Origin of the sequence: Micromonospora sp. L5, from assembly GCF_000177655.2 — a bacterium.
Taxonomy (GTDB): domain Bacteria; phylum Actinomycetota; class Actinomycetes; order Mycobacteriales; family Micromonosporaceae; genus Micromonospora; species Micromonospora aurantiaca.
Window position 1 is genome coordinate 770,864 of the sequence record NC_014815.1, and the last position, 23,949, is coordinate 794,812.

The 23,949-nt window shown below is 72.6% G+C and carries 33 protein-coding genes and 1 riboswitch; of the genes, 20 read left to right on the forward strand and 13 right to left on the reverse strand.

Annotated elements, in window-relative coordinates; genetic code table 11:
• Positions 1-17: 17 nt before the first annotated feature.
• The 4 genes from ML5_RS03830 to ML5_RS03845 all read left to right on the forward strand — a co-directional run bounded on the left by ML5_RS03830 (position 18) and on the right by ML5_RS03845 (position 1,861).
• Positions 18-746 carry a hypothetical protein gene (locus ML5_RS03830; protein ID WP_013283770.1) on the forward strand — a complete coding sequence of 243 codons (729 nt, stop codon included), beginning with the start codon at positions 18-20 and terminating at the stop codon, positions 744-746.
• A 12-nt stretch (positions 747-758) separates the two neighbouring features.
• Positions 759-1,028 carry a hypothetical protein gene (locus ML5_RS03835; protein ID WP_013283771.1) on the forward strand — a complete coding sequence of 90 codons (270 nt, stop codon included), beginning with the start codon at positions 759-761 and terminating at the stop codon, positions 1,026-1,028.
• 214 nt (positions 1,029-1,242) lie between these two features.
• The gene (locus ML5_RS03840; protein WP_013283772.1) at positions 1,243-1,551 is read left to right on the forward strand and encodes a WXG100 family type VII secretion target; all 309 of its coding nucleotides are present in this window, start codon (positions 1,243-1,245) and stop codon (positions 1,549-1,551) included.
• Positions 1,552-1,579: 28 nt separating this feature from the next.
• Entirely contained in the window at positions 1,580-1,861 is a 282-nt protein-coding gene (locus tag ML5_RS03845) for a WXG100 family type VII secretion target (RefSeq protein ID WP_013283773.1), read from the forward strand.
• A gap of 61 nt (positions 1,862-1,922) precedes the next feature.
• On the opposite strand, the gene mycP is transcribed toward ML5_RS03845, so the two are convergent.
• Both mycP and ML5_RS03855 read right to left on the reverse strand, forming a co-directional pair.
• The gene (gene mycP, locus ML5_RS03850; protein ID WP_225319582.1) at positions 1,923-3,161 is read right to left on the reverse strand and encodes a type VII secretion-associated serine protease mycosin; all 1,239 of its coding nucleotides are present in this window, start codon (positions 3,159-3,161) and stop codon (positions 1,923-1,925) included.
• Between the two features lie 56 nt (positions 3,162-3,217).
• Complete coding sequence (locus tag ML5_RS03855) at positions 3,218-3,559, reverse strand: helix-turn-helix domain-containing protein (RefSeq protein ID WP_013473783.1); 342 nt, start codon at positions 3,557-3,559, stop codon at positions 3,218-3,220.
• Between the two features lie 167 nt (positions 3,560-3,726).
• On the opposite strand from ML5_RS03855, the gene ML5_RS03860 reads away from it, so the two are divergent.
• Positions 3,727-4,380 carry a carbonic anhydrase gene (locus ML5_RS03860; protein ID WP_013473784.1) on the forward strand — a complete coding sequence of 218 codons (654 nt, stop codon included), beginning with the start codon at positions 3,727-3,729 and terminating at the stop codon, positions 4,378-4,380.
• Positions 4,381-4,437: 57 nt separating this feature from the next.
• On the opposite strand, the gene ML5_RS03865 is transcribed toward ML5_RS03860, so the two are convergent.
• The 4 genes from ML5_RS03865 to ML5_RS03880 all read right to left on the reverse strand — a co-directional run bounded on the left by ML5_RS03865 (position 4,438) and on the right by ML5_RS03880 (position 7,830).
• Positions 4,438-5,466 (reverse strand): hypothetical protein, encoded by a 1,029-nt coding sequence (locus ML5_RS03865; RefSeq protein ID WP_013283777.1) that lies wholly within the window; start codon positions 5,464-5,466, stop codon positions 4,438-4,440.
• A gap of 3 nt (positions 5,467-5,469) precedes the next feature.
• Positions 5,470-5,601, reverse strand: a riboswitch (cyclic di-AMP (ydaO/yuaA leader).
• Between the two features lie 154 nt (positions 5,602-5,755).
• Complete coding sequence (locus ML5_RS03870) at positions 5,756-7,030, reverse strand: YibE/F family protein (protein WP_013283778.1); 1,275 nt, start codon at positions 7,028-7,030, stop codon at positions 5,756-5,758.
• Positions 7,031-7,194: 164 nt separating this feature from the next.
• Positions 7,195-7,404, reverse strand: a complete 210-nt coding sequence (locus ML5_RS03875) for an SHOCT domain-containing protein (RefSeq protein WP_013283779.1) — start codon at positions 7,402-7,404, stop codon at positions 7,195-7,197.
• Positions 7,405-7,530: 126 nt separating this feature from the next.
• Positions 7,531-7,830 (reverse strand): metal-sensitive transcriptional regulator, encoded by a 300-nt coding sequence (locus tag ML5_RS03880; protein WP_013283780.1) that lies wholly within the window; start codon positions 7,828-7,830, stop codon positions 7,531-7,533.
• An 80-nt stretch (positions 7,831-7,910) separates the two neighbouring features.
• Here ML5_RS03880 and ML5_RS03885 point away from each other — a divergent pair, with 80 nt between their 5' ends.
• From ML5_RS03885 to ML5_RS03925, 9 genes are all read left to right on the forward strand, one after another.
• The gene (locus ML5_RS03885) at positions 7,911-8,117 is read left to right on the forward strand and encodes a heavy-metal-associated domain-containing protein (protein ID WP_013473785.1); all 207 of its coding nucleotides are present in this window, start codon (positions 7,911-7,913) and stop codon (positions 8,115-8,117) included.
• Between the two features lie 36 nt (positions 8,118-8,153).
• The gene (locus tag ML5_RS03890; RefSeq protein ID WP_013473786.1) at positions 8,154-9,134 is read left to right on the forward strand and encodes a hypothetical protein; all 981 of its coding nucleotides are present in this window, start codon (positions 8,154-8,156) and stop codon (positions 9,132-9,134) included.
• 17 nt (positions 9,135-9,151) lie between these two features.
• Complete coding sequence (locus tag ML5_RS03895) at positions 9,152-11,407, forward strand: cation-translocating P-type ATPase (RefSeq protein ID WP_013283783.1); 2,256 nt, start codon at positions 9,152-9,154, stop codon at positions 11,405-11,407.
• 67 nt (positions 11,408-11,474) lie between these two features.
• On the forward strand, positions 11,475-11,648 hold the full coding sequence (locus ML5_RS03900) for a CsbD family protein (RefSeq protein ID WP_013283784.1): 174 nt from the start codon (positions 11,475-11,477) through the stop codon (positions 11,646-11,648).
• A 175-nt stretch (positions 11,649-11,823) separates the two neighbouring features.
• Positions 11,824-12,240 (forward strand): YbaB/EbfC family nucleoid-associated protein, encoded by a 417-nt coding sequence (locus ML5_RS03905; RefSeq protein ID WP_013473787.1) that lies wholly within the window; start codon positions 11,824-11,826, stop codon positions 12,238-12,240.
• Positions 12,240-12,563: a hypothetical protein gene (locus ML5_RS03910; protein ID WP_013473788.1), complete on the forward strand. Its 324-nt coding sequence runs from the start codon at positions 12,240-12,242 to the stop codon at positions 12,561-12,563. The genes ML5_RS03905 and ML5_RS03910 overlap by 1 nt, the downstream gene beginning before the upstream one ends.
• 2 nt (positions 12,564-12,565) lie before the next feature.
• A complete protein-coding gene (locus tag ML5_RS03915) occupies positions 12,566-13,060 on the forward strand; it encodes a hypothetical protein (protein WP_013283787.1) in 495 nt (164 codons plus the stop codon).
• A gap of 36 nt (positions 13,061-13,096) precedes the next feature.
• A complete protein-coding gene (locus ML5_RS03920; protein ID WP_013283788.1) occupies positions 13,097-13,576 on the forward strand; it encodes an EndoU domain-containing protein in 480 nt (159 codons plus the stop codon).
• Between the two features lie 15 nt (positions 13,577-13,591).
• Entirely contained in the window at positions 13,592-14,035 is a 444-nt protein-coding gene (locus tag ML5_RS03925) for a hypothetical protein (protein ID WP_013283789.1), read from the forward strand.
• Positions 14,036-14,045: 10 nt separating this feature from the next.
• On the opposite strand, the gene ML5_RS03930 is transcribed toward ML5_RS03925, so the two are convergent.
• The 3 genes from ML5_RS03930 to ML5_RS03940 all read right to left on the reverse strand — a co-directional run bounded on the left by ML5_RS03930 (position 14,046) and on the right by ML5_RS03940 (position 16,956).
• Positions 14,046-15,305 carry an RNA polymerase sigma factor gene (locus ML5_RS03930; RefSeq protein ID WP_013473789.1) on the reverse strand — a complete coding sequence of 420 codons (1,260 nt, stop codon included), beginning with the start codon at positions 15,303-15,305 and terminating at the stop codon, positions 14,046-14,048.
• Positions 15,302-15,664, reverse strand: coding sequence for a YciI family protein (locus tag ML5_RS03935; RefSeq protein WP_221489463.1), 363 nt, complete (start codon positions 15,662-15,664; stop codon positions 15,302-15,304). Before ML5_RS03935 ends, ML5_RS03930 begins: the two co-directional genes overlap by 4 nt.
• Positions 15,665-15,765: 101 nt before the next feature.
• Positions 15,766-16,956, reverse strand: coding sequence for a DUF2786 domain-containing protein (locus tag ML5_RS03940; RefSeq protein ID WP_013473790.1), 1,191 nt, complete (start codon positions 16,954-16,956; stop codon positions 15,766-15,768).
• A gap of 139 nt (positions 16,957-17,095) precedes the next feature.
• Here ML5_RS03940 and ML5_RS03945 point away from each other — a divergent pair, with 139 nt between their 5' ends.
• The gene (locus ML5_RS03945) at positions 17,096-17,929 is read left to right on the forward strand and encodes a DUF3152 domain-containing protein (RefSeq protein WP_013473791.1); all 834 of its coding nucleotides are present in this window, start codon (positions 17,096-17,098) and stop codon (positions 17,927-17,929) included.
• Positions 17,930-17,949: 20 nt separating this feature from the next.
• Here ML5_RS03945 and ML5_RS03950 read toward each other — a convergent pair whose 3' ends face one another.
• A complete protein-coding gene (locus ML5_RS03950) occupies positions 17,950-18,375 on the reverse strand; it encodes an ATP-binding protein (protein WP_013283794.1) in 426 nt (141 codons plus the stop codon).
• A gap of 38 nt (positions 18,376-18,413) precedes the next feature.
• Positions 18,414-19,169: a cyclopropane-fatty-acyl-phospholipid synthase family protein gene (locus ML5_RS03955; protein WP_013473792.1), complete on the reverse strand. Its 756-nt coding sequence runs from the start codon at positions 19,167-19,169 to the stop codon at positions 18,414-18,416.
• Positions 19,170-19,253: 84 nt separating this feature from the next.
• Here ML5_RS03955 and ML5_RS03960 point away from each other — a divergent pair, with 84 nt between their 5' ends.
• Positions 19,254-19,472 carry a hypothetical protein gene (locus ML5_RS03960; RefSeq protein ID WP_013283796.1) on the forward strand — a complete coding sequence of 73 codons (219 nt, stop codon included), beginning with the start codon at positions 19,254-19,256 and terminating at the stop codon, positions 19,470-19,472.
• Between the two features lie 8 nt (positions 19,473-19,480).
• Here ML5_RS03960 and ML5_RS03965 read toward each other — a convergent pair whose 3' ends face one another.
• Both ML5_RS03965 and ML5_RS03970 read right to left on the reverse strand, forming a co-directional pair.
• Entirely contained in the window at positions 19,481-20,191 is a 711-nt protein-coding gene (locus tag ML5_RS03965) for a GAF and ANTAR domain-containing protein (RefSeq protein ID WP_013283797.1), read from the reverse strand.
• A 179-nt stretch (positions 20,192-20,370) separates the two neighbouring features.
• On the reverse strand, positions 20,371-20,820 hold the full coding sequence (locus tag ML5_RS03970) for an STAS domain-containing protein (RefSeq protein ID WP_013473793.1): 450 nt from the start codon (positions 20,818-20,820) through the stop codon (positions 20,371-20,373).
• A 197-nt stretch (positions 20,821-21,017) separates the two neighbouring features.
• Here ML5_RS03970 and ML5_RS03975 point away from each other — a divergent pair, with 197 nt between their 5' ends.
• From ML5_RS03975 to kdpA, 4 genes are all read left to right on the forward strand, one after another.
• A complete protein-coding gene (locus ML5_RS03975) occupies positions 21,018-21,722 on the forward strand; it encodes a GAF and ANTAR domain-containing protein (RefSeq protein ID WP_013283799.1) in 705 nt (234 codons plus the stop codon).
• A 22-nt stretch (positions 21,723-21,744) separates the two neighbouring features.
• The gene (locus ML5_RS03980; protein WP_013283800.1) at positions 21,745-22,002 is read left to right on the forward strand and encodes a hypothetical protein; all 258 of its coding nucleotides are present in this window, start codon (positions 21,745-21,747) and stop codon (positions 22,000-22,002) included.
• Positions 22,003-22,186: 184 nt separating this feature from the next.
• Positions 22,187-22,276 carry a K(+)-transporting ATPase subunit F gene (gene kdpF, locus ML5_RS03985; RefSeq protein WP_036311210.1) on the forward strand — a complete coding sequence of 30 codons (90 nt, stop codon included), beginning with the start codon at positions 22,187-22,189 and terminating at the stop codon, positions 22,274-22,276.
• A complete protein-coding gene (kdpA, locus tag ML5_RS03990; protein ID WP_013473794.1) occupies positions 22,276-23,931 on the forward strand; it encodes a potassium-transporting ATPase subunit KdpA in 1,656 nt (551 codons plus the stop codon). The genes kdpF and kdpA overlap by 1 nt, the downstream gene beginning before the upstream one ends.
• The last annotated feature ends 18 nt before the right edge of the window (positions 23,932-23,949 follow it).

Below are 23,949 nucleotides of genomic sequence, written 5' to 3' on the forward strand. Positions count from 1 at the left end.
CACGGGAAGGACGCCTGATGCCGCCGGAGATCCTCATCGCCAACGCCTCGGGGACGGTGACCGGCACCGTGACGGTCGCCGAGACCACGGCTCCGGTCCGGTCGGCGGCGGCCGTCGCCAAGGGCAACCTGGTCTGGATCGTCGCCTCGGCGGCGTTGATCGGCGCGATCCTCTACCTGGAGTCGTTCGACAACCAGCAGGTCAACGAGTCGATCAAGAAGTGGGACGAGGCGGCCCGCCTGCTCGGCGCGGACCAGTTCGGCGCGGCCATGGCGGCGGTTCCGCCGGACGCGGCGGAGTGGGACTTCGACGACCGGGACGCGTTCGACCTGTTCCTCCGCAAGCTCGGGGCGGAGATCAACTCGCTGGCCGAGGCGTTCGCCGCCAACCGGGACACGCTCACCGCGGCCCGGGACGCGTACAACGACGCGATCTCCGGCCTGGCCCAGGCGCTCATGCCGATCCTGGTCGCGGTGATCGCCTCGATCGCGCTCCAGTTCTTCCCCGCCACCACCGCGCTGGCGCAGGCCATCGGCATCGTCGGTCTGACCGCCACCGCCGCCGTCCTGGTCCTGGTCTTCGGTGAGATCAGCGCGCTGCTGCACGCGCTGCTGGCCGCCTTCCACACCGACAACCGGTTCACCTTCACCGCGGACTCCCGCCCCGGCTGGGCGCCGACCGGCTCGGACCCGGACATCAAGGACATCAAGATCGACTGGGTGCGGGACGCCAAGTTCTACGGGTGACGGGAGCGACGCATGGAAACCCTGCTCTTCTCGTTGTTGCTGTACGTCCTGCTGACCATCCCGGTCTTCGTGGTCCTGATGCTGTTCGCCGCGCTGACCCGCTCGGCGCGGCTGCGGCGGGCCGCCGAGGTGGTGTCGCTGAGCACCTGCGCGGCACTGCTGGTGCTGTCGTTCCAGCGCGCTTTCGAGAAGCCGATGCTGTGGGCCGTGGTGGTGCTGCTGGTCGCGGTGCTGGTCTTCGGCGTGTCGACGATCGTCAAATCCTCGCGCGAGCGGTCGTGACCTCGGCCTCGACCGTCCACCTCGTACTGAGGGCCGCGGATCGCGTCTGTCGACAGTGGGATGTCGGAATACGACCATGGGACAGCAGGGCTGCGCGGGTTGGACATCGTCCGCTACGGTTCGGATGAAGTGTCCGTCGGTGGGGTGTGTACGCCTTGCCGCGGGGGAGGGCGCGGCGGAACCGCCGCCACAAGATGACGGAAGGGTGTGAAGCATGGCGTTCGAGGTCAGTGCAGCGACTCTGCACACCGCCGCGAGTGACGTGCGGTCCACGCGCAGCGACGTCGACGGCGAGCTCAAGAAGCTGTGGAACGTGGTCGACGACCTGGCGATGGCCTGGAAGGGCCAGGCGTCCACGGGCTTCCAGAGCCTGATGACTCGCTGGAACGAGGACACTACGAAGCTGCTGACCGCGATGGACAACATCGCGGACCTGCTCGACAAGTCCGGCACCACGCACCAGGTCAACGACGAAGAGCAGCAGCAGATGCTGGACAAGTTCCACGCTGCTCTCAACCCGTGATCCGCGAAGACAGGCAGAGGAGGAATCGATGAGCATCAAGGTTGATTACGCTGTTCTGGAGAGCAGCAACCAGCAGATGCAGGCCATCTCGCGGACCATCGACGAGAAGCTCGACACGCTGCGGGCGATGCTGACCAAGCTCGAGTGGGAGGGCCAGGACCGGGCCGCCTACCAGCAGCACCAGGCCCAGTGGGATGCCGCCGTGCGGGACATCAACAAGGTCCTGAACGAGATCGGCGGTGCCGTGGGCATCGCGCGCGAGAACTACATGACCACGGAGATGAGCAACTCCAAGGTCTGGGGCAACTGACCCCCGACCGGTCCACAGCGGCTCCGCTCCGGCTCGTGCCGGGCGGAGCCGTCGTGTGTTGTCAGGCGTCCTGCGGGACGTCGCGGCGGCCGGGACGCCACCCGCGCCGCCGTCCGCGTACCAGGATGGGGCGCAACGTCAGCAGGACGCCGGCCAGCAGCGCGCCGACGACAGCGACCCAGATCGCGACGGTGCGCTGCCAGGCCAGCGGGTCGGCCGGCGGCGCCGGTGGCGGCATCGCGCCCAGCGGCGGGTCCTCCCGGGTGCCCAGCAGGCTGGTGACCGCCCGGTACGGGTTGACCATCCCGAAGCCGACCTCGGCGTTGTGCCCGTCGGGCGGGTTGTCGGCGGTACGGGTCAGCCGGTAGGCGACCTCGTCGGCGCTGATGTCCGGGTGTGCGGCCCGCACCAGCGCGGCCACCCCGGAGACGTACGCGGTGGCGAAGCTCGTCCCGCCCTGCGGCTCGGCCCGGTAGCCCGATCCCTGCGGAGCGGGCCCGACGATGTTCAGGCCGGGGCCGGCGATGTCCACATAGTCCCCGCTGACCGAGCTGCCGACGTGCCCGCCCTGCTCGTCGATCCCGGCGACGGCGACGACACCGTCGTACGCCGCCGGATAGGCCGGCCGGTCCTCCCGGTTCTCCTGCCGGTTGCCGGCGGAGGCGACGACTACCACGTCCTTGCCGAGCGCGTACTGCACCGCGGACTTCAGCGCCGGGTCGTCGAGCGTGACCAGGGACAGGTTGATCACGTCGGCGTCGTGGTCGACAGCCCAGCGGATCGCCTTGCCGATCTCGGCCGGCACGTCCGGGTCGAAGTTCTCCTTGTTCTCGGCCAGCACCCGCAGCGGCAGGATCTTCGCCTCCGGGGCAATGCCGGTGTAGGGCGAGCCGGTGCCCTCCCGGCCGGCGATGATGCCCGCGACCATGGTGCCGTGGCCGACCAGGTCGCACTGCCCCTTGAGGCGGACGAGCTGGTTGAAGTCCTCACCCGGCAGCACCCGCCCGCGCAGCAGGGGATGGGCGGGCGAGACCCCGGAGTCGATCACCGCGACGGTGACCCCCGCGCCCTTGCCGATCCGCCACGCGGCGGCCGGGTCGAGGCGGCTCAGCGCCCACGGCACCTCGGTGGGCGCGGGGCCGCCGGCCGGGCCGCACTTCGGGGCGGCCTGCGCGGGCGCGGGCACCGCCAGCGCGCCGCCGAGCAGGGCGGTCACCGCCGCTCCGGAGAGGACGGACCTGATCCGGTGTCCGGCCCGGACGCGTCCCGTGGTCGCGCCCGGCCGCAAGCTGTCGCGCACGCGGTGAGATTACCCGCCTCGCCCGCCCGCGCGGGCACACGTGGTGCCGGCCCGGGTCACCTGTCGGCGGCAGCGTCCCCGGCCGACTCGGCGGCGAACAGGGCCAGTAGCGCGCCGACCTGCTGGTCGGCCTCGGCCGGGTGCCGGAAGCGGCCCTTCGGGTTGATCGTGTACTCGTTGCGCCGTCCCACCCGCGTACGACGCAGGTAGCCCCCGGCCTCCAGGTCGGCGACGATGGCCTGGGCCGCCCGCTCGGTCACGCCCACCTCGTCGGCCACGTCCCGCAGCCGGGCGGTGGGGTTGCGCGCGATCGCCAGCAGCACGTGGCCGTGGTTGGTGAGGAAGGTCCAGTTACGGCGGCTCCCGTCCTCAACTGGTGTGGTCGCCATGGTGGTCATGCTATGGCCACGTCCGCCACCTGCCGAATCGGCGCGGTCCGGGGCGGGGCGCCGACGGGAAAGTATGAAATGCGTATCACGAATCTTGACGTGCCCCCAGGTGCGTGTGACCGTGGGTCGCGAGGCCGTTCGGCCTGGTGGTTCCCCAGGTAGACGAGGTGAGGGACATGACGCCGAGCACCCCGGAGCAGGCACTGACCGAACTGCGTGCCGGTAATCACCGGTTCGTCACGGGCGTCCCGCAGCATCCGAATCAGGACGCCGGGCACCGGGCGGCTGTGGCCGACGGCCAGCACCCGTTCGCGGTGATCGTCGGCTGCTCCGACTCGCGGCTCGCCGCCGAGATCATCTTCGACCGCGGTCTCGGTGACCTCTTCGTGGTACGTACCGCCGGGCACACCGCCGGGCCGGAGGTGCTCGGCAGCGTCGAGTACGCCGTCACCGTGCTCGGCACCCCGCTCGTGGTGGTGCTCGGGCACGACTCGTGCGGCGCGGTCCAGGCCGCCCGGGAGGGGGTCCGGACCGGCGCCGCCCCGGCCGGGCACCTGGGCGCTGTGGTGGACGCGGTCTCGCCGAGCCTGCTGCGCGCCGCCCGCCAGGGGGTCGAGGACCTCGACGGCATCGTCGACGTCCACATCGCGCAGACCGTGGAGACGCTGCTGGCCCGGTCCGCCGTGCTGGCCGAGCGGGTGGCCGCCGGGCGGTGCACGGTGGTGGGCATGTCGTACCGGCTCGCCGGTGGCGAGGTGCGGACCGTGGCGCAGGCCCCGGCCCCGCTGCCCGCCCCGGCCGCGCCCGCCGACCCGGCGCTGGCGAGCTGACCCGTACGGACGAGAAAAGGGGCCGCCCGAGGGCGGCCCCTTTTCGTGGTGTCCGGGTCAGAGCATCGACATGTGGACGTGGTCGGTGTGGTTCGAGGGTCCGCTGTACGAACTCCAGCCGGTGGCCGGGAACCAGATCTGCCGGTTCCAGATGACGTAGTAGATGCCCAGCCGGTCGGCGTTGCGGATGAGGAAGGCGGCCACCTCGTTGCCGTACCGGCGGGTGTCGTTGTTGTGCCAGGGCGCGAAGCCGCTGTTCTGGAGCGACCAGTCGCACGCCTTGCCCTTGGGGTGCTCCCACGGCCCGCCGGGCCGGTAGCAGCCCACGAAGCGCTTGAAGCCCGCGCGCCGGACCTCCTTGTACGCGTGCAGCGTGCGCGGCGTGACGCAGCCCGAGGTGGTCGGGTCGTCCTCGCTGCACGACTCCGCCTTCCACCCGCCGTCGGCGGTGCGGCCGGGGCCGATCTTGGCGACCGGTGAGGTGGCGGAGACCAGGCCGCCGGTGAAGCCGAGACCGCCGACGAGCTTCAGCGCGCGCTCGGCCTGCACCTTCTCGCGCTCCATCGCGTTCTTCTGCTTCTCCTGCTCGCGCACCTCGGCGTCGAGCGCGATCTTGGCCTGCTCGGCGCGGGTCTTGACCGCGTTGATGGCTGCTAGGCGCTGCGCGTTGAGGAGGTTCAGCTCGTCCAGGGCGTTGACCCGGCGGACGAACGAGTCGGGTGAGTTGCTCTCCAGCAGCATGGCCATCGCGCCCATCCGGCCGGTCCGGTAGGACTGGGCGGCGAGCTGGTTGACCTGCGGGCTGAGCGCTTCGAGCTCGGCCTGTGCCGTCTTCACCTCGGCCGCCAGCCGCCGCTGGCGGTCCTGGGACTTGGCGAGCTTCGCCTTGGCCTGGAGGAAGGCCCGGTTGGCGGCGTCGATCGCCTCGGTGATGAGCGGCGGTTCGCCGTCCTCCTCGTGTCCCGAGGGGTTGCCGGGGGCCGCCGCGGTGGGGGCCGCGGTCGCCGGGGTCGGCCCGGCCAGCACGGCCAGCGAGGCCAGCACGGCCACCACGGGTGTCAGCCAGCGGCGCAGGGGTGCCGTCACAGTGTTCCCTTCCGTCGGCCGCCGACCGGGTTAGCTGACGGGTTCGGGACGGAAGTGGCCCCTACCGCTGTCGCGGATTCACCCCATGTACCTGGTTCCCCGGTTCGCCCGCAGGCGATTGGGCGGCGGCACCGCTGGCGCCGGTGCGCGCCTTCGGCGGTGACCGGCAGCGAGGTTACCTGACAGCACTCCTGAGGATCTACGTCCGGAAGCCGACCAATAGCGAGATTTCGCCGTGGCGCACCGTGACCAGCGTCGCGTTTGAAATCGATGGTCACGCTGCGGAGTGTCACCATGCGGCCTCCGTACTCTTCCCGCCGCCCAGGGCCTCCAGCGCGTCGTCGCGTCCGGCCGGCGGCCGGGCCGCGGGTGGCGCCGGCTCCGCGCCGCGCGAGCGCCGCCCGGCGGTGGTCACGATCGCGGCCAGTCCGGTCGTCAGCGGTACGGCGGCGATCAGGCCGAGCGTCGCCACCGCGCTGCGGACGATCTCCTGGGCGAGGAACTCGCTGGTGAGGATCTCACTCACCGGGCGGGAGTCGGCGACCAGGAGGAGCAGCAGCGGCAGCGAGGCGCCCGCGTACGCCAGCACGATGGTGTTGACGGTGGACGCGATGTGGGCCCGGCCGACCCGGGTCGCCGCCCGGTAGAGCTGCCGCCGGGACAGCCCGGGGTTGGCGTGCGCCAGTTCGGTGACGGTGGCCGCCTGGGTGACTGTGACGTCGTCCAGCACGCCCAGCGAGCCGATGATGATGCCGGCCAGCAGCAGCCCGTGCAGGTCCACGTCGCCCTGGAACATGGACAGCGTGGTGGCGTCCTCGCTGCCGAAGCCGGTCAGGTGGGTGGCGGACGTGGCGAGCAGGCCGAGCACGCCGGTGACCACCAGGCTGCCGAGCGTGCCGAGCACCGCGACCGACGTCTGCGCGGTGATCCCGTGGGTCAGGTAGAGCACCACGAACATGATCAACGCGGCGCCCACGATCGCCACGAGCAGCGGCGGCTGGCCGGCGCCGATGCCCGGCAGCACGAAGCCGAGCAGGATGGCGAAGCTGGCCACCAGGCCGCCGAGCGCGGCGAGCCCGCGCCACCGGCCGAACGCCACGATCGCGGCGGCGAACAGCACCATCAGCCAGATCAGCGGTGTGCCGCGCTGGTGCTCGGCGATGTTGTAGGACTTCACCGCCGGGTCGGCCGGGTCGGTCAGCTCGACCAGGACGACCTCGTCACCGACCGCGACCCGGGGTGCGCCCGGCCCGGCCGGGATCGGCGTCTCGACCTGCCGGCCCGCGTCCGGGCCCTGCTCGGCGGTGACCGTCACCGTGCCGCAGGGGCCACCCCCGCCCTCCGGGGCCTCCGGGGTCGGCGGGCAGGGCTCGGTGACCACCCGGGTCACGGTGCCGTGGTAGCGGGGGACGTCAGCGCCGCCGACCGGCTCCCGGTCCTGCCCGGGCCAGAGCACCAGCGCCGCGATCACTGTGAGCGCGAACAGCGGCACCACCACGGCGACGAGCAGCCGTCGTACGCCCGGCGGCGCAGCGGGTGCGGGGCGGGTGTGGTCGGCACCCATGGCGTCTCTCCCAACGGTCGCGGCGACGCCTGGTCCGCCGGACCGGTCTGGTCACCCGGCCGGCGCGGACGTGTCGACCACGTCCGGGTCGTCGCCCGGCCATGGTAGGCAGCCCGGTCGGCCGCTCCCGGGCGGCGCGACCGGTGACGCGCGCCCCGCTCGGGTCAGGCCAGGCCCGCCCGGCGCCGCCGGTACTCGTCCTCGTCGATCTCGCCGCGGGCGTACCGCTCGTCCAGGATGCGCCGGGCCGTCGTCGGGCCCAGGTACTGCGGGCCGGTCCACCGCACGGCCGCCCAGACGAGCCCCGCCAGCACCCCGAGCACCAGCAGAGACCAGATCCACATCCAGCCCATCATCGGGCTCTGCCACATCATCGGGCCGCCCTCCGTCCGTCGCCGCGGGTCCGCCGGTCCGGCCTGCCCGCCACTTCGACGGTACGTCCGCCCGGGCGCGTCGGCACGGGTCGATGTGCCCTGGTCCCGAGGGCCGGAGGTCCCCGCTCAGCCGCGCTTCATCAGGCGCCCGACGGCGGCCATCATCTCGGTCGCCATCTCGTCGGCCCGGCCCTCGGCGGCGCCCTCGTGCATGCAGTGCCGGGCGTGGCCGTCGAGCAGGCCCAGGCCGACCTTGTCCAGCGCCGCCTGGATGGCCGAGATCTGGGTCAGCACGTCGATGCAGTAACGGTCGTCCTCGACCATCTTCTCGATGCCACGGACCTGGCCCTCGATCCGGCGGAGCCGGGCGAGGAGTTGGTCCTTGCTGGCGGTGTAGCCCCGGGTCGGGCTGGACGGCGCGGTCATGAAACCGAGGATAGCGTACCCCTCGGGGGTATGCTAACGTTCGGGACGTACCCCTGGGGGGTATCAGATCGGAGGGCGAGATGGAGACCACCTACCAGGTGAACGGCATGACCTGCGGGCACTGCGTCAACTCGGTGAGCACCGAGCTGAGCGCACTTCCGGGCGTCACCGACGTCCAGGTCGACCTGGCCGGCGGCCGGGTCACCGTCACCAGTCAGAACCCGCTGGACGTGGACGCGGTCCGCGCGGCGGTCGACGAGGCCGGTTACGACCTCGTCGGTGCGTGACGGGTCCGGCGGACCCGCGACAACCGAGGAGACACCATGAACACGGCGACGAAGCTCAGCGGCTTCGCGCTCGGCCTCGTGGCGGTGTTCGGCGCGGCGTACGGGATCGGCAACCTGGCCGATCCCGTCGCCCCGGCCGCCGAGACCCGACACGACGACACCGACAGCGACCACGGGGCCGGCGACACCGGCCACGGTGACGAGAGCCAGGCGGGCGGCGCCTCCGCGCACCTGCCCGGCGGGCTGCTCGTCTCCGAGCGCGGCTACACGTTCCAGCCCGCCGGCGCCCCGGCCGGGCAGTTCGCCTTCCGGATCACCGGCCCGGACGGCGCGCCGGTCACCCGCTTCGAGGTGGCCCACGACAAGCGCATGCACCTGATCGTCGCCCGCCGGGACCTCTCCGGGTTCCGGCACGTCCATCCGGAGATGGCCGGCGACGGCACCTGGCGGGTCGCCTCACCGCTCGGCGGCCCCGGCGTCTGGCGGGCGTTCGCCGACTTCACCCCCGAAGGCGGCGAGCCGCTGACCCTCGGCCTGGACGTCACGGTCCCCGGCGAGCTGACCGCCCGGCCGCTGCCGGCACCGGCGACCAGCACCACCGTCGACGGCTACACGGTCACCCTGACCGGCACGCCGGAGCCGGGCCGCACCAGCCGGCTCACGCTCTCCGTCAGCCGTGACGGGCGGCCGGTCACCGACCTTGCGCCCTACCTCGGCGCGTACGGGCACCTGGTGGCGCTGCGGCAGGGCGACCTGGCGTACCTGCACGTGCACCCGGAGGGCACGCCCGGCGACGGGCGCACACCGGCCGGGCCGGCGATCACGTTCGCCGCCGAGGTTCCCTCGGCCGGGGCGTACCGTCTCTACCTGGACTTCCGGCACGGCGACGCGGTGCACACCGCCGAGTTCACCGTCCTGGCCGGCGACCGGACCGCGCCGGTGCCCACCGCGCCGGCACCCACCACCGCACCGACCCCGGACGCCGGACACGGCACCCCGGGTCACGGGCACAGTTGAGCGCCGGAGGTGCCGCGATGACTGCCACGGGAAAGGCGCTGCCCACCGCGCCGAACCTGATCGAACTGGCGATCGGCGGGATGACCTGCGCGTCCTGCGCCGCCCGGATCGAGAAGAAGCTCAACCGGATGGACGGCGTCGAGGCGACTGTGAACTACGCCACCGAGAAGGCCACCGTCCGGTACGCCGACGACATCGCGCCGGCCGACCTGATCGCCACCGTCGAGAAGACCGGCTACACCGCTGTGGTGCCGCCGCCGCCCGAGCAGGCGGAGGCGGCAGCGGCCGGGGAGCCGGTGGACGAACTGCGCACCGCGCGTACCCGGCTCTGGGTCTCCGCCGTGCTCACCCTGCCGGTGATCGTGCTCGCCATGGTTCCGGCCTGGCAGTTCGACTACTGGCAGTGGGCCTCGCTCACCCTGGCCGCCCCGGTGGTGGTCTGGGGCGGGCTGCCGTTCCACCGCGCCGCGCTGATCAACCTGCGGCACGGCGCGGCGACCATGGACACGCTCGTCTCGCTCGGCACGCTGGCCGCGTTCGGCTGGTCGCTCTGGGCGCTGTTCCTCGGCGACGCCGGCATGCCCGGGATGAAGCACCCGTTCAGCCTCGACATCACCCGCGGCGACGGTGCCGGCAACATCTACCTGGAGGCCGCCGCCGGGGTGACCGTGTTCATCCTGGCCGGGCGGTACTTCGAGGCGCGCTCCAAGCGCACCGCCGGGTCGGCGCTGCGCGCCCTGCTCGAACTCGGCGCCAAGGACGTGGCGGTGCTGCGCGACGGGCAGGAGACCCGGATCCCGGTCGGCCGGCTCGCGGTCGGGGACCGGTTCGTGGTCCGGCCCGGCGAGAAGATCGCCACGGACGGTGTGGTCGAGGAGGGTACGTCCGCAGTCGACGCCAGCATGCTCACCGGCGAGTCGGTGCCGGTCGAGGTGGGCCAGGGCGACGCCGTGGTCGGTGCCACGGTGAACGCGGGCGGCCGGCTGGTGGTCCGTGCCACCCGGGTCGGCGGGGACACCCAGCTCGCCCAGATGGCGCGACTCGTGGAGCAGGCACAGACCGGCAAGGCGGCGGTGCAGCGGCTCGCCGACCGGATCTCCGGCGTCTTCGTGCCGATCGTGATCGCGCTGGCCGCCGGCACGCTCGGCTGGTGGCTCGGCACCGGCTCCGGGCCGACCGCCGCGTTCACCGCCGCGGTGGCCGTCCTGATCATCGCCTGCCCGTGCGCGCTCGGCCTGGCCACCCCGACCGCGCTGCTCGTCGGCACCGGGCGCGGCGCGCAGCTCGGCGTGCTGATCAAGGGGCCGGAGGTGCTGGAGTCCACCCGCCGGGTCGACACAGTGGTGCTGGACAAGACCGGCACCGTCACCACCGGCCGGATGGCGCTGGCCGAGGTGCTGCCCGCCGACGGCGAGGACGCCGACGAACTGCTCCGGGTGGCCGGCGCGCTGGAGGCCGCCTCCGAGCACCCGATCGCGCGGGCCGTCGCCGAGGCCGCGGCCGAGGCCGGACCGCTGCCTCCGGTCGGCGAGTTCGCCAACGCCGAAGGGCTGGGCGTGACCGGCACCGTCGACGGCCGGACCGTGGTGGTCGGCCGGGCCCGGCTGCTGCGGGAGCGGGGTCTCGACGTACCCGAGGAGGTCGAGCGGGCCGCGACCGGCGCGGAGGCCGCCGGGCGGACGGCGATCCTGGCCGGCTGGGACGGGCGGGCCCGGGGCGTGCTCGCGGTGGCCGACGCGGTGAAGCCGACCAGCCGGGCTGCTGTCGCGCGGCTGCGTGAGCTGGGCCTGAAGCCGGTGCTGCTCACCGGCGACAACACCACTGTGGCGAAGGCGGTGGCGGCCGAGGTCGGCATCGACGAGGTGATCGCGGAGGTGCTGCCCGCCGACAAGGTCGACGTGGTCGAGCGGCTCCAGCGGGAGGGCCGCGTGGTCGCCATGGTCGGCGACGGGGTGAACGACGCCGCCGCGCTGGCCCGGGCCGATCTCGGGCTGGCCATGGGCACCGGCACGGACGCGGCCATCGAGGCGGCCGACCTGACGCTGGTCCGGGGCGACCTGATGGCCGCCGCGGACGCCATCCGGCTCTCCCGGCGGACGCTGGCGATCATCAAGGGCAACCTGTTCTGGGCGTTCGCCTACAACGTCGCGGCGCTGCCGCTGGCGGCGGCCGGACTGCTCAACCCGATGCTCGCCGGGGCGGCCATGGCGTTCTCGTCGGTGTTCGTGGTGGGCAACAGCCTGCGGCTGCGGAGCTTCCGCCCGATCGGGTGAGGGGATTGAGCCGACGGCCGACGGGGTAACCAGTTGTCGTCAGGCAACCGCATCAGTGGAGGTCATCATGGGTCTGGACGACAAGATCGACAACGCTTCCCAGGACACCGCGGGCAAGGTCAAGGAGGGCGTCGGCCGGGCGACCGACAACGAGCGCCTCGAGGCCGAGGGCCGCAACGACCAGGCGGGCGCCAAGCTCAAGCAGGCCGGCGAGAAGATCAAGGACGCCTTCAAGAGCTGAGTACGCGACGCACACACACCACCGGGTCGGCCCGCGGGCCGGCCCGGAGTGCTGTGTACGGACGGTGACGATCCCGAGTGGCGGATGCCACCGTCCACATCGATCCGGCGGGACCACCGGGATCGGCTCCGGTGCATAGGATGCGAGGCGACCTCGAATGCGGAGGAGCTCCTCGATGGCCGATCCCGCCGACCCGTCCGGCTTCGGCCGGGTGCTGTCCGAAACCATGGCCGCGCTCCAGCGGCAGACCGATGCGGGCGAGCAGGTGGCACCGCCGGAAGGCGTCGGTGAGGCCGCAGACGGCCTGATCCGGGTCACCGCCGGCCCACCCGGACAGGTCACCGGGCTGACGCTCGACCCCCGTGTGATGCGGATGGCCAGCGAGGCCCTCGCCGAGGAGATCGAAGCTGCGGTCAACGCCGCGCTCGCCGACCTGCGGGAGCAGGCCGCCACCGCCCCCGGCGAGGTCGACCTGGGCTCGCTCGGTGAGCAACTGCGCCGCATCCAGGCCGACGCGGGGCGCCAGTTCACCATGTTCACCGACGCTCTGATGCAGGCCCAGGACCGGCTCGCCCGCCAGGACGGGCGCTGATGCCGGTCGAGGTCGATCCGGAGCGGCTGGGTGCCTCCGGGTCGGCGCTGGACGGCGTCGCCACCCGGTTCGGTGCGGCGTTGACCGCCTTCCGGGCCGAGCTGGCCGGCTTCGGCCGTCCCTGGGGGGCCGACGACATCGGCTCACTGATCGGCGCCGCCCACGACGAGGTCTCCGCGTTCGCGTTCGAGTGCTTCGACAGCGCGCTCGACGAGATCGCCGCCGCCGGCGCCGACCTCGGCAGGATGGCCGTCCGCTACGCCGAGACCGAGGCGGCCATCACCCGCAACCTCGACGGCCTGCGGCGGAAGCTGGGAGGCTGAGCATGGGCATGGAGCTACCCGGCGAGCTGCGGTCGCTGCTCGGCGTCCTCGGCTACACCTGGCCCGAGGCGGACGAGACCAAACTCTTCGAGATGGGCAACGCCTGGATCGGGTTCTCCGGCACCCTCTCCGGCGTGGTCACCGAGGCGAACACCGGCGCCGCGACGGTCTGGACCCAGCACACCGGCCAGGACATCACCGCGTTCCAGAGCTGGTGGAACAAGGAGGACAGCCCGGCCGACAGCCTGCGCGACGGTGTCACCGCCGCCGTCCTGACCGGGACCGGCCTGATCATCTGCGGCGCGATCGTGCTCGCCCTCAAGGTCGCCGTCATCGTGCAACTGGTCGTCCTGGCCATCCAGATCGCCCAGGCGATCGCCACCGCGGCTGTCACCTTCGGTGCCTCGCTGCTGGAGATACCGATCTTCCATGCGCTGGCCCGGACCATCGTCGGCAACCTCGTCCAGGAAGCCCTCTGGAAACTCGTCGACGGGTGAGGTGACATGGGCGGGGGTAGAGCAGGCGGCCGGTTGATGCGCGCCGCCTTGCGCTTTCTCAAGCGGACGAAGACGCGTAACCGGCCCGACCGGATGAACCCGCACTTCACCGAGCACGTGATGGGCGGCCACGTGAAGCCGGGCATGCCCAAGGGGTCGGGCTACCACTACCGGCCCGGCGGTGAGGACTTCCCCGGTCGCCGGCTTCAGCCCGGCAGTGTCGTCAAGGATCCCAAGACCGGGGCCTACACCGCCAAACCGGAGTTCTTCGATCCGACGCTGAACCCGCCGCACGGGGCCTGGAAGCCGAAGAAGGGCAACGGCGGGGAAAGCTCGTTCTTCCCCGACGACTGGACGCCGGCCCAGGTCGACAACGCCATCACCGGCGCCTTCCAGAATGCGAAGCCGGTGCCCGGCACCAGCATGTGGCGTGGCACTCACAAGGGCCTGGTGATCGAGGGTTTCTACAATGGCTCGGGCGGCTTCACCCACGGATGGCCGGTCGTCATCCCATGATCCAGAGGACTTCCGTTGGCGTTCATCAGTTTCTCCGTCGATGAGTACCGGCTCCCGCTGTTCAACGTGACCGATCAGCGCTATCGGGCTCTCGGCGCGTGGCTGATCACCGACGTCTCCGTCTCCTACTCGGCATGCCTGGACGCCCTGCAGATGATCGACGACGTGGCGAACGGCCGTCCGCTCGACGAGGGGTGGGACAGCGACAAGTACGAGGTCAGTTTCGCCCCCACCGGCGTCGAGTTCGTCAACGAGTGGGTCGCGGACGAGCGGGGCCGCTACTCGCTGGACGAGACCCGCGAGGCGGTCGAGTCCTACTGGCGGTTCCTGGCCGGCCGCCCGGAGAACCGTGAACTGATCCGCGAATACCGGCCCGACCTGCCGCGATGGCAGGCGGAACTGCTCCAGTGGGAGGAGCGGTGGGGTCGGCCGCATCCGTACCGGGGACGGTTGTTCTGATCCGCGCCGGTCAGCCCGGCCGGTCTCCGCTGTCGCCGGCCAGGCGCGCGGCGCGTACCTCCAGATAACGCCGCTCCGGCAGGCTCGTGGTGGCCCGTGCAGCGGCCAGGTACGCGGCCCGGGCCTCCGTACGGTCACCGGCCATGTCGAGCAGATGCGCGCGGACGGCGGCGAGCCGGTGGTGGCCCGCGGTCCGGTCGTCGGCGTCGAGCGTGGCCAGCAGCGACAGCCCGGCACGCGGGCCGTCCACCATGGCCACGGCGACGGCCTGGTTGAGCGTGACCATCGGGTTCGGCGCGACCTGCGCGAGCACCCGGTAGAGCGCGACGATCTGCCGCCAGTCGGTGTCCTCGGCGGCGGGCGCCTCCGCGTGGACCGCGGCGATGGCCGCCTGCACCTGGTACGGCCCCGGCGCCGACCAGGTGAGCGCCTCGGTCACCAACGCCACCCCCTCGGCGACGGCGTCCGGGTCCCATCGGCTGCGGTCCTGCTCCGCCAGCGGCACCAGCTCACCGTCCGGCCCGGTACGGGCGGCCCGGTGCGCGTCGGTGAGCAGCATCAGCGCCAGCAACCCGGCCACCTCGCCGTCGTCCGGGAGCAGCCGGCGCAGCTCCCGGGTCAGCCGGATCGCCTCTCCGGTCAGCTCGGCCCGGTGCAGCGCCTCGCCGCTGGACGCGGTGTAACCCTCGTTGAAGACCAGGTAGAGCACCCGCAGCACGGCAGCGAGCCGTTCGTCCCGGTCCGCCGGGGACGGCAGCGTGAAACGCGCGCCGGACGCCTCGATCCGCTGCTTCGCCCTGCGGATCCGCTGGCTCATCGTCGCCTCCGGCACCAGGTACGCGCGGGCGATCTCGGCGGTGCTCAACCCGCCCACGGCACGCAGCGTGAGCGCCACCTGCCCGCTGACCGGCAACACCGGATGGCAGCAGAGGAGCAGCAGCCGCAGCGTGTCGTCCCCGCTGGGCGGATCCTCGTCGGCGGGCGGGGCGACAGTCGCGTACGCGGGCTGCCGGACCGCCACCGCCACCTCGCGTTCCCGGCGGGCGTGCTCGCTGCGCCACTCGTCGGTGAGCCGCCGGGTGGCGACTGTGACCAGCCAGGAGCGGGGACGGTCCGGCAAGCCCTGTTCCGGCCACTGCACGGCGGCGGCGAGCAGCGCCTCCTGCACGGCGTCCTCGCAGGCGTAGAACTGGCCGTGGCGGCGGACGAGCACGCCGAGGACCTGCGGCGCGAGCGTACGCAGCAGGTCCTCGACCACAGTTGCTGTCACATCTCCGTCCCGGCCTGTTCCATCACCGCGCGCACCTCCAGCACCCCGAAACCGTGCCGTACGTCAGGCCAGCGCGCGGCGATCTCGGCGGCCCGCTCCGGGGTCTCGCAGTCGACAGTCAGGTAGCCGGCGAACTGCTCCTTGCTCTCCATGAACGGCCCGTCGGTGACCTCGACGCCGCCACCGGCGGCCGGACGGGCCGTACGGGTCTGCGAGGGGTGAGCGAGCGCCTCGCCGCCGACCAGCTCGCCGGACTCGGTCAGCTCCTTCATGATCTCGTCGACCTCACCGAAGACGGCTGTGCGTTCCGCCTCGGACAGCTCCTCCACGAAGCCGGGCCGGTTCCAGATCAGCAGCATGTACTTCACGGTGCACTCCTCGGGTGCGGGCCACCGGCGGTGGCGCCTCGCAGACGGGTCGGAGCCGGTCCGCCCGATCCGACATCATCCCCCGGGAAAGGTCAGCGGCCCCCGCGCAGCGGACGGCGTGCCGGGCGGCCCGGGTCGAGCGAGGCCCGGTCGGCGGCGCTGGTGCCGGAGACCCAGCCCTGCTCGTCACGCACCTGGAGGCGGTGCCGGGTGGTGCCCGGAAAGAGCTGGTCGACGCGTTCCCGGACGGCATCTGAGCGGGCCGCGAGCACCGGCAGCAGCCGGTCGTCGTCGAGTTCCTCGGCCGCCGCCGCGCTCGCCTCCCGCAGCCGGTCGCCGATGCGCAGCGCGAACGCGTTGAGGAACGACTCGTCGTAGCCCTTGGTGCGCCGCCCGCCGGCCCTGCCGCGCTCGCCCCGGCCGCGCAGCATCGCGGCGGTGGCCTGCACGAGCAGCGAGGTGTGCAGCAGTTCGACCGCCGCCAGGTCGGCCGGGAAACCGAGCACTGTGGCGAAGCCCAGGTCGTCGGACCAGACCGACTCGCACCGGTTCGCCGCCGCCACCTCCTGGATCAGCAGTGCCTTCGCGGCCGCGTACGGGGCGTCGACGCCGATCCGCACGCCGCCCGGGCCGCCGGACCGCTCGGCCCCGGCGTCGAGCAGCGCCGCGTCGATGCTGTGCCGGGCCATCAGCTCCTGCGCCTTCGCGGTGAACGCCTCCGCCTCGGCCGGGTAGCCGGTCGACTCGGCCTTCGCCAGCAGTGCGCGTACCCGGTCGAGCATCCGGGAACCGCTCGGTGTCACGGCGGCGAGTGCGGTGCCCGCCGAGCCGGGCGGCGGCCGGAGCGCCGCGACCGGCGGAAGCCCCGCCACCAGGACGGCCGCGTCGACCGCGTCCCGCAACGCGGTGATCCGGTCCCCGTCGGCGCGCCGGTCCAGCCAGCCCGCGTCGTCGTCCCAGCGGGCGCCCGTGCCGGTGAGCTGGTCGTCGAACCAGGCCGGTACCGGCGCGGGCAGGGTGCGCCGCTGCGCGGCCATGACGTCGCGCAGCAGCCGGGCGCCGCGCGGCGTGAGCCGCCGGGTGGCGAGCCGGTCCAGGTCGGCGGGCTGCCAGCCCCGCGGCCAGAGCCGGCCCACGTCGCGCGTGAGCCGGGCGAGCAGCGCCGCGTCCACCGCCGCGCCGTCGGCCACGACGAGCCCGTCGAGGGCTCGCTCGGCAGCGCGTACGTCGGTGCCGCGCGCGGTCGCGACGGCGGCGTCGAGCAGTCGCTCGGCTGGTGACACGGGTGGCTCTCCCTGGACTCCGACAGGCGGCAGGTCGCCCACCCCGGCACCGACGGTACCCGGCCCGCCCGTTCAACCGTCCGGGCCCGGCGTCCGTACTCCTGCCCGAAGCGGGGCGGCGCGACGGACGGAGATCGGCGTGGGCGGGCACGAGCGGGGGCTGCACCGGCGGCGGAGATCGCGATCAGGGCGGTTCCTGGCGGTGGTCCTGGTCGCGGCCGCGCTCGCCGCCGGCGGGTACGCCGCCCGGCACCCGGACCTGCTGGACCGCATCGAGGTGCGGCGGACCGTGCCGGCGGCGGCACCGAGCGCGCCCCCAGCGGGCGCCCGCGCCGCGCCGACGCCGGTCCCGGCGGCCGGCCGGGTGGCCCCCGGCATCGGCTATCCGGCCCGGGGCGACGGCACCTTCCGCACCGCCGACACGGTCGGCGCGGTCGCCGGCCGCTCCGGTGAGCTGCTGCGCTACCGGGTCGCGGTGGAGGACGGCATCCGCAACGTGGACGTGGAGCGGTTCGCCCGGGACGTCGCCGCCACCCTCGCCGACCGGCGCGGCTGGACCGGCGACGGCCGGTGGCGGCTGCAACGGGTGGGCCGCGACGACCCGGCCGACTTCACAGTGCTGCTCACCACGCCTGTCACCCGGGGGCGGCTCTGCGGCGACCCGAGTGACCGCTACACGTCCTGCCGCAACGGCGACCAGGTGGTGATCAACGTGGCCCGCTGGGTGTACGGGGTGCCGCACGTGACCGATCTCTCCCGCTACCGGCAGTACCTGCTCAACCACGAGGTCGGCCACCGGCTGGGCCGCGGGCACGAGCGCTGCCCCCGGGCCGGCGGCCCGGCGCCGGTCATGGTGCAGCAGACGCTCGGCCTGCACGGCTGCACCCCGAACCCGTGGCCGCTGGTGGGCGGCGAACCGCTGGCCGGGCCGTCCGGCCAGTACGACGACCCGATCCCGGCCGGGGACCGCTGAGCGGCCGGTCGGCCGGGTCGTCACCGGGAGAACGAGGCCCAGATGTTCTTGGTCTTCTCGGTGCCGTACCAGCCGACGTCGAGCGAGACCGACTGGGCCAGGAACAGCCCTCGCCCGCCCGAGTCCATCGGGTGGATGTCGGTCAGCTCCGGCACCGAACTGACGTCGTGGTCGGCCACGTCGAGCAGGAACCGGTCGTCGGTGGCGAGCAGCGTGATGATGGTGGGCGGGCGACCGTGCCGCAGCGCGTTGCTGGCCAGCTCGGTGGCGACCAGCACGACCAGGTGCGGCACCTCGTCGAGGTCCGCACCCTGCACCAGGCCGTGCCGGTTCAGCGCGTCGCGTAGGGAGGCGCGCAGGCCGCGCAGATCCTCGGGACTGTCCAGCACCCACCGCTCCAGCTCTGAGGCCTGCGGCGGCGGCGGCGAGGTGCGCAACTGTCCCATGATCTGTCTTTACCCTGCGTAGCCGTTCGTTAAGCAGGTCAGCGCCGCAGCAGTGCGAACACGCCCCACCCCAGATACTCGCGCTGGAAACGGACGTACCGCACCGGGTCCTCGGTCAGCTCCCGCCGCAGCTCCGGGGCCAGTTCGTCGTCCGGATTGGCGTCCAGCCAGCGGCGCAGGTTCAGCCAGTGCGAGGCGGCGTACCGGTCCCAGCTGTCCTGGTCGGCGAGGACCATCTCGACCAGGTCCCAGCCGCACTCTCCGAACGACTCGACCAGGCCGGGCAGATCCTTGAACTCGTCGCGGGACCGGGCGTGCGAGCCGGTGACTGCCTCGTCGTCGGGCGGGTCACGCCGCCAGTAGGGCTCGCCGACGATCGCCATGCCGCCCGGCCGCAGCGCCCGGTCGAGCAGTTCCAGCGTCCCGGGCACCCCGCCGCCGATCCAGGTCGCGCCGACGCAGGCGGCCACGTCGACCGGCCGCTCCGGGGTGTACGCCGCGGCGTCGCCGTGCACGAAACGTACCCGGCCGGCCACGCCGAGTTCGGCGGCGCGCTGCCGGGCGGCGGCGGTGAAGGCGGTGCTGATGTCGACCCCGGTGCCGGTGATCCCGTGGTCACGGGCCCAGGTGCAGAGCAATTCGCCCTTTCCGCTGCACAGGTCGAGCAGCTCGTCGCCGGGCCGCAGCCGGATCGCCCGGCCCAGCGTGGCCAGCTTGACGTCGTCGAACGGGTTGAGGATGCGCAGCTCGCCTTCGCGAATGGTGAACTGGCGCGGCAGGTCCGGTGAGGTCATTCGTGGAGGGTGCGCCGCCCGGTCACGCGGAGCAACGGAATTCCGGTCTGGGCCGGTCCGGGTCTCCTGAGGTACGGTCACCGCATGGTGGTCGAGGAACACTGGTGGAACGGCGTCAGCAACCCTCGCGGACGGCGCGACGTCTACATCCGTACCGACGGAAGCCAGTGGCAGGTCCAGGCGCAGATCGGCGGGGCGAGCGGCCGGTCCCGGATCCAGCAGTGCCCGAGCCGCGGCTCGGCGACGATCCTGGCCGGGGCATGGCGCGCGAGCGGTTCCGGCTGGCGCGAGATGCCGCGCTGACCTCACGCTCAGTCACGAGGCCCGTGCACCGCGCGATCGACGAGTGACTCGGCGACCTCACGCAGCTTGCGGTTGGAGTCCTGGGACACCCGGGCCAGGATGGCGAACGCCTCGTCGGCCGAGCAGCGCCGCTGCCCCATGATGATGCCCTTCGCCTGCTCGATCACGGCCCGGCTCTGCATCGCCTCCTGCATCTGCTGCGCCAGCGTCGCCGTGCTCTCGTAGAGGTGGACGTTGGCGAGCGCGATGGCGGCGTACCCGGCCAGCGTCTGCGCCAGCTCGACCTGGCGGTCCAGGACGCCGGGCGATGCGCCGTAGATGTTCAGCGCGCCGACCATCGCCTCCTGGATGGGCAGGCCGATCGACAGCGAACTGGCCGCGCCCGCCGCGTGCGCCCGGGCCGCCCACTCCGGCCAGCGGCTCTCCGCCGCCATGTCCGGCACCAGCATGGCGGTGCCGGTGGTGGCGGCGTCCAGGCACGGGCCGCGGCCCTGCGCGTACTGCCACTCGTCGAGCGTCAGCGCCAGCTCGCCGGTGTACGCGGCGGTGTGCGCCTCCGTGCCCTGGACCAGGGTGACCGACACCTCGGCGGTACCGGGCAGGGTGTCCTTGGCGACCTGGGCGATGGTCGACAACACCACGTCGAGGTCGACTTCGTCGTACTTGATCCGGCCGAGTCTGATCAAGGCAGCGGCGAGGTCGGGGTGGGCCTGCGGCATGAGCTGTGACGTCCTTGTGCGAAGCGACGCCGTCGGCCCGGTAGGCCGGGACGGCTGGTGACGGGGATCGGCCCGTGGTGACGGACCAGCATCCCGATTCCGGCATGGATCGGGACCTGCGCCGCTTCTTGACGCTCGTTCGTGACGCCCCCGACGGGACGTCGACTACCGGGACAACTCTACGACCCGGAGCGGGTGGGTACGACGGGACGTGCCGACCCGTCGCCGGCGGCAGGCAACGCGGGCCGATCGACGACCTCGAACGCGGTGAGCGTGCCGGTGACGCCGAGGACGCGCCGGACCACCGGGGAGGGCCGGTGCAGGACCAGCCGACGGCCGTGCCCGGTGAGCACCCGCTGCGCCAGCACCAGCGCGTTCGTCCCGTACGCGCCGAAGAAGCTGACCTCCGCGAGGTCGATCACCACGAGCGGGGCGGGCGCGGCGACGGCGGACTCCACGAGTTCGGTGAGCAGGTGTGCGTTGCTGAGGTCCACCTCGCCGGCCACCGAGATCCATGTCATGTCCACGCCTGCGTCGCAGCTCAGCCACATGATCGGCTCGTCCCGGCGGAACGCCCCGGACGCCGTGGGGACGTCATGACAGCCGAAGACCGGCCGTTCGTCCGACATGTCACCTCCGACCTCACCGATTGAGGAAGCCCGCGGCGAGGCACGCCGCGAGCAGGGAGGGCACATGTCTTGACCCGTACCCGACGATACGTCGACCGGGTGGACATCGCAGCGTGGGAGGCGTTCGGACCCGCCCGTGCCGGGTACCGTCAGCGGAACGACAGACGCCGATGACCCCGCCAGGACAGGACACGAGGATGGAATCCGCCAGCATGGAACCCGCCGACGCCCTCGCGGAGCTGAGTCGGATCCGGCTCGACGAGGTGGCGCTCGACGACGTCCTGGCACGTGTCGCCGAACTGGCGAACCGGGCGGTGCCGGGCAGCGCGCACGTGTCCGTCTCCCTGGTGCAGGCGGGCGCGAACCGGGCCATCGCCTACACCAGCGACCTGGCCCGCAGCCTCGACGAGTGGCAGTACGCGCACGACGACGGCCCCTGCCTGGACGCCTCGATGAGCGCGGTGAGCATCTGCCTGCCCGATCTGGCCGACGAGCCGCGCTGGCCGGGCTGGGCCGCACGGGCCCGGGCGGCGGGCGTGCAGAGCTCGCTGTCGATCGGGTTGCCGATCCAGGAGGCGGTCACCGGGGCACTGAACATCCACGGCGGCGCGCCGCGCGCGTTCGACAAGTCGTCGATCGAGCTGGCGGAGGAGTTCGCGGCGTACGCGGCGGTGGCGCTCGCCAACGCGCACCTCTACGAGAGCACCGCGACGCTGGCCCGGCAGATGCAGGAGGCGATGCGCAGCCGGGCGGTGATCGAGCAGGCCAAGGGCATCATCATGGGCCAGCGGCGCTGCTCCGCCGAGGAGGCGTTCACGCTGCTCGCCAAGCTCTCCCAGGACTCCAACCGCAAGCTGCGCGAGGTGGCCGAGGCGCTCGTCTCCCGCGCCGCCGCCCGCTGAGGTCCGCGCCTCGCCGCTCGCGATGGCCGACCTGCGCGCGGTCGCGGCGGTGGCCGCGCTGGGTGCGGCGGTCTTCGTCGGGTTCCTCGCGCACCGCTACGGCGAGCTGACCGGCCCGGGTGACGCCTGGTCCCGGGCCGTGCCGATCGGGTTCGCCGCGGTGCTCGGCGCCGGCTACCGGCACCTCCGGTCGATCGGCGTCGAGGCCCGTCCGGTGACCCGGATCACCGGCCGCGGAGGCGGCGTGAAAAGCGCGTCAAGAAACCGCGGCCGCGCGTGATGGTCGCGTCAAGACCCCTGTCCGTCCGGCGGATACGGCGCTGTGATTGCCCGGCGCGGCCGGGAGGCGGTCGCGAGGACATCTTCCGCTAGGAGAGATCAGCCGTGTCTGACGTGCTGTTCGTGTTGCTGACGGTGGGGCTGTTCGCGGCTCTCGCCCTCGTGGTGAGGGGCGTGGAGAAGCTGTGAACGCCGTCAACGCCGTCGGCCTGGTGCTGGCGATCGGCCTGGGCGTGTTCCTGGTCGCCGCCCTGCTGTTCCCGGAGCGCTTCTGATGAGCATGACGACAGCCGGCGTGCTCTTCGTCCTGTCCCTGGTGGTGGCGCTCGTCGCCGTGCACCGGCCGTTCGGCGACTACATGCACCGCGTGGTCGCCGGAACCCGGTCGTCCCGGGTCGAGCGGGGGATCTACCGCCTGGTCGGGGTCAATCCGGCCGCCGAGCAGACCTGGGGCGTGTACGCCCGCTCGGTGCTGGCCTTCTCGGCCGTCTCCCTGCTGTTCCTGTACGCGTTCCAGCGCCTGCAGAACCACCTGTGGCTCTCGCTGGGACTCGACCCGGTGGTGCCGCACGGCGCCTGGAACACCGCTGTGTCGTTCGTGACCAACACGAACTGGCAGTGGTACTCGGGCGAGTCGACGATGGGCCACCTGGTGCAGATGGCCGGCCTGGCGGTGCAGAACTTCGTCTCGGCCGCCGTCGGCATCGCCGTGGCGGTGGCGCTGGTCCGGGGCTTCGCCCGCAGCCGCACCGGCGAGCTGGGCAACTTCTGGGTCGACCTGACCCGGGTCACGCTGCGGATCCTGCTGCCGATCGCGGTGCTCGGCGCGCTCGCGCTGATGCTCGGCGGCGCGGTGCAGAACCTGTCCGGCGGCACCGACGTGACCACGCTGACCGGCGGCACCCAGACCGTCACCGGCGGGCCGGTGGCGAGCCAGGAGGTCATCAAGGAGCTGGGCACCAACGGCGGCGGCTTCTACAACGTCAACAGCGCCCACCCGTTCGAGAACCCGACCGCGTGGACGAACTGGCTGGAGATCTTCCTGATCCTGGTGATCCCGTTCAGCCTGCCCCGGGTCTTCGGCCGGATGGTGGGGCAGAAGCGGCAGGGCTACGCGATCGTCGCCGTCATGGCGATCCTGGCGCTCGCCGGCATCACGCTGACGAACGTCTTCGAGCTGACCGGCGACGGCACGGTGCCGCAGGCGGTCGGCGCGGCGCTGGAGGGCAAGGAGGTGCGCTTCGACGTGTCGAACTCGGCCACGTTCGCGGCGGCCACCACGCTCACCTCGACCGGCGCCGTCAACTCGTTCCACGACTCGTACACCGCGCTGGGCGGCATGATGACGCTGGGCAACATGATGCTCGGCGAGGTCGCTCCCGGTGGGGTCGGCGCCGGCCTGTACGGGCTGCTGATCCTCGCGGTGATCACGGTGTTCGTGGCCGGGCTGATGGTCGGGCGCACCCCGGAGTACCTGGGCAAGAAGATCGGCTCGCGCGAGATCAAGTTCGCCTCGATGTACTTCCTGATCACCCCGGCCCTGGTGCTCACCGGCACCGCCGCCGCGTTCGCCACCGGCAACGCCTCGACGGCGCTGAACGTCGGGCCGCACGGACTGTCCGAAGTGCTCTACGCGTTCACCTCGGCCAGCAACAACAACGGCTCCGCGTTCGCCGGCATCACCGTGAACACACAGTGGTGGAACACCGCGCTCGGGCTCTGCATGCTGCTCGGCCGGTTCCTGCCGATCATCTTCGTGCTCGCGCTGGCCGGCTCGCTGGCCCGCCAGCAACCCACACCCGCCTCCGAGGGCACCCTGCCGACCCACCGGCCGCTGTTCGTCGGCATGGTCGTCGGCGTCACAGTCGTCCTCGTCGCGCTCACCTTCCTTCCCGCACTCGCGCTCGGCCCGCTGGCCGAAGGGCTGTGACAACCATGAGAGACAAGG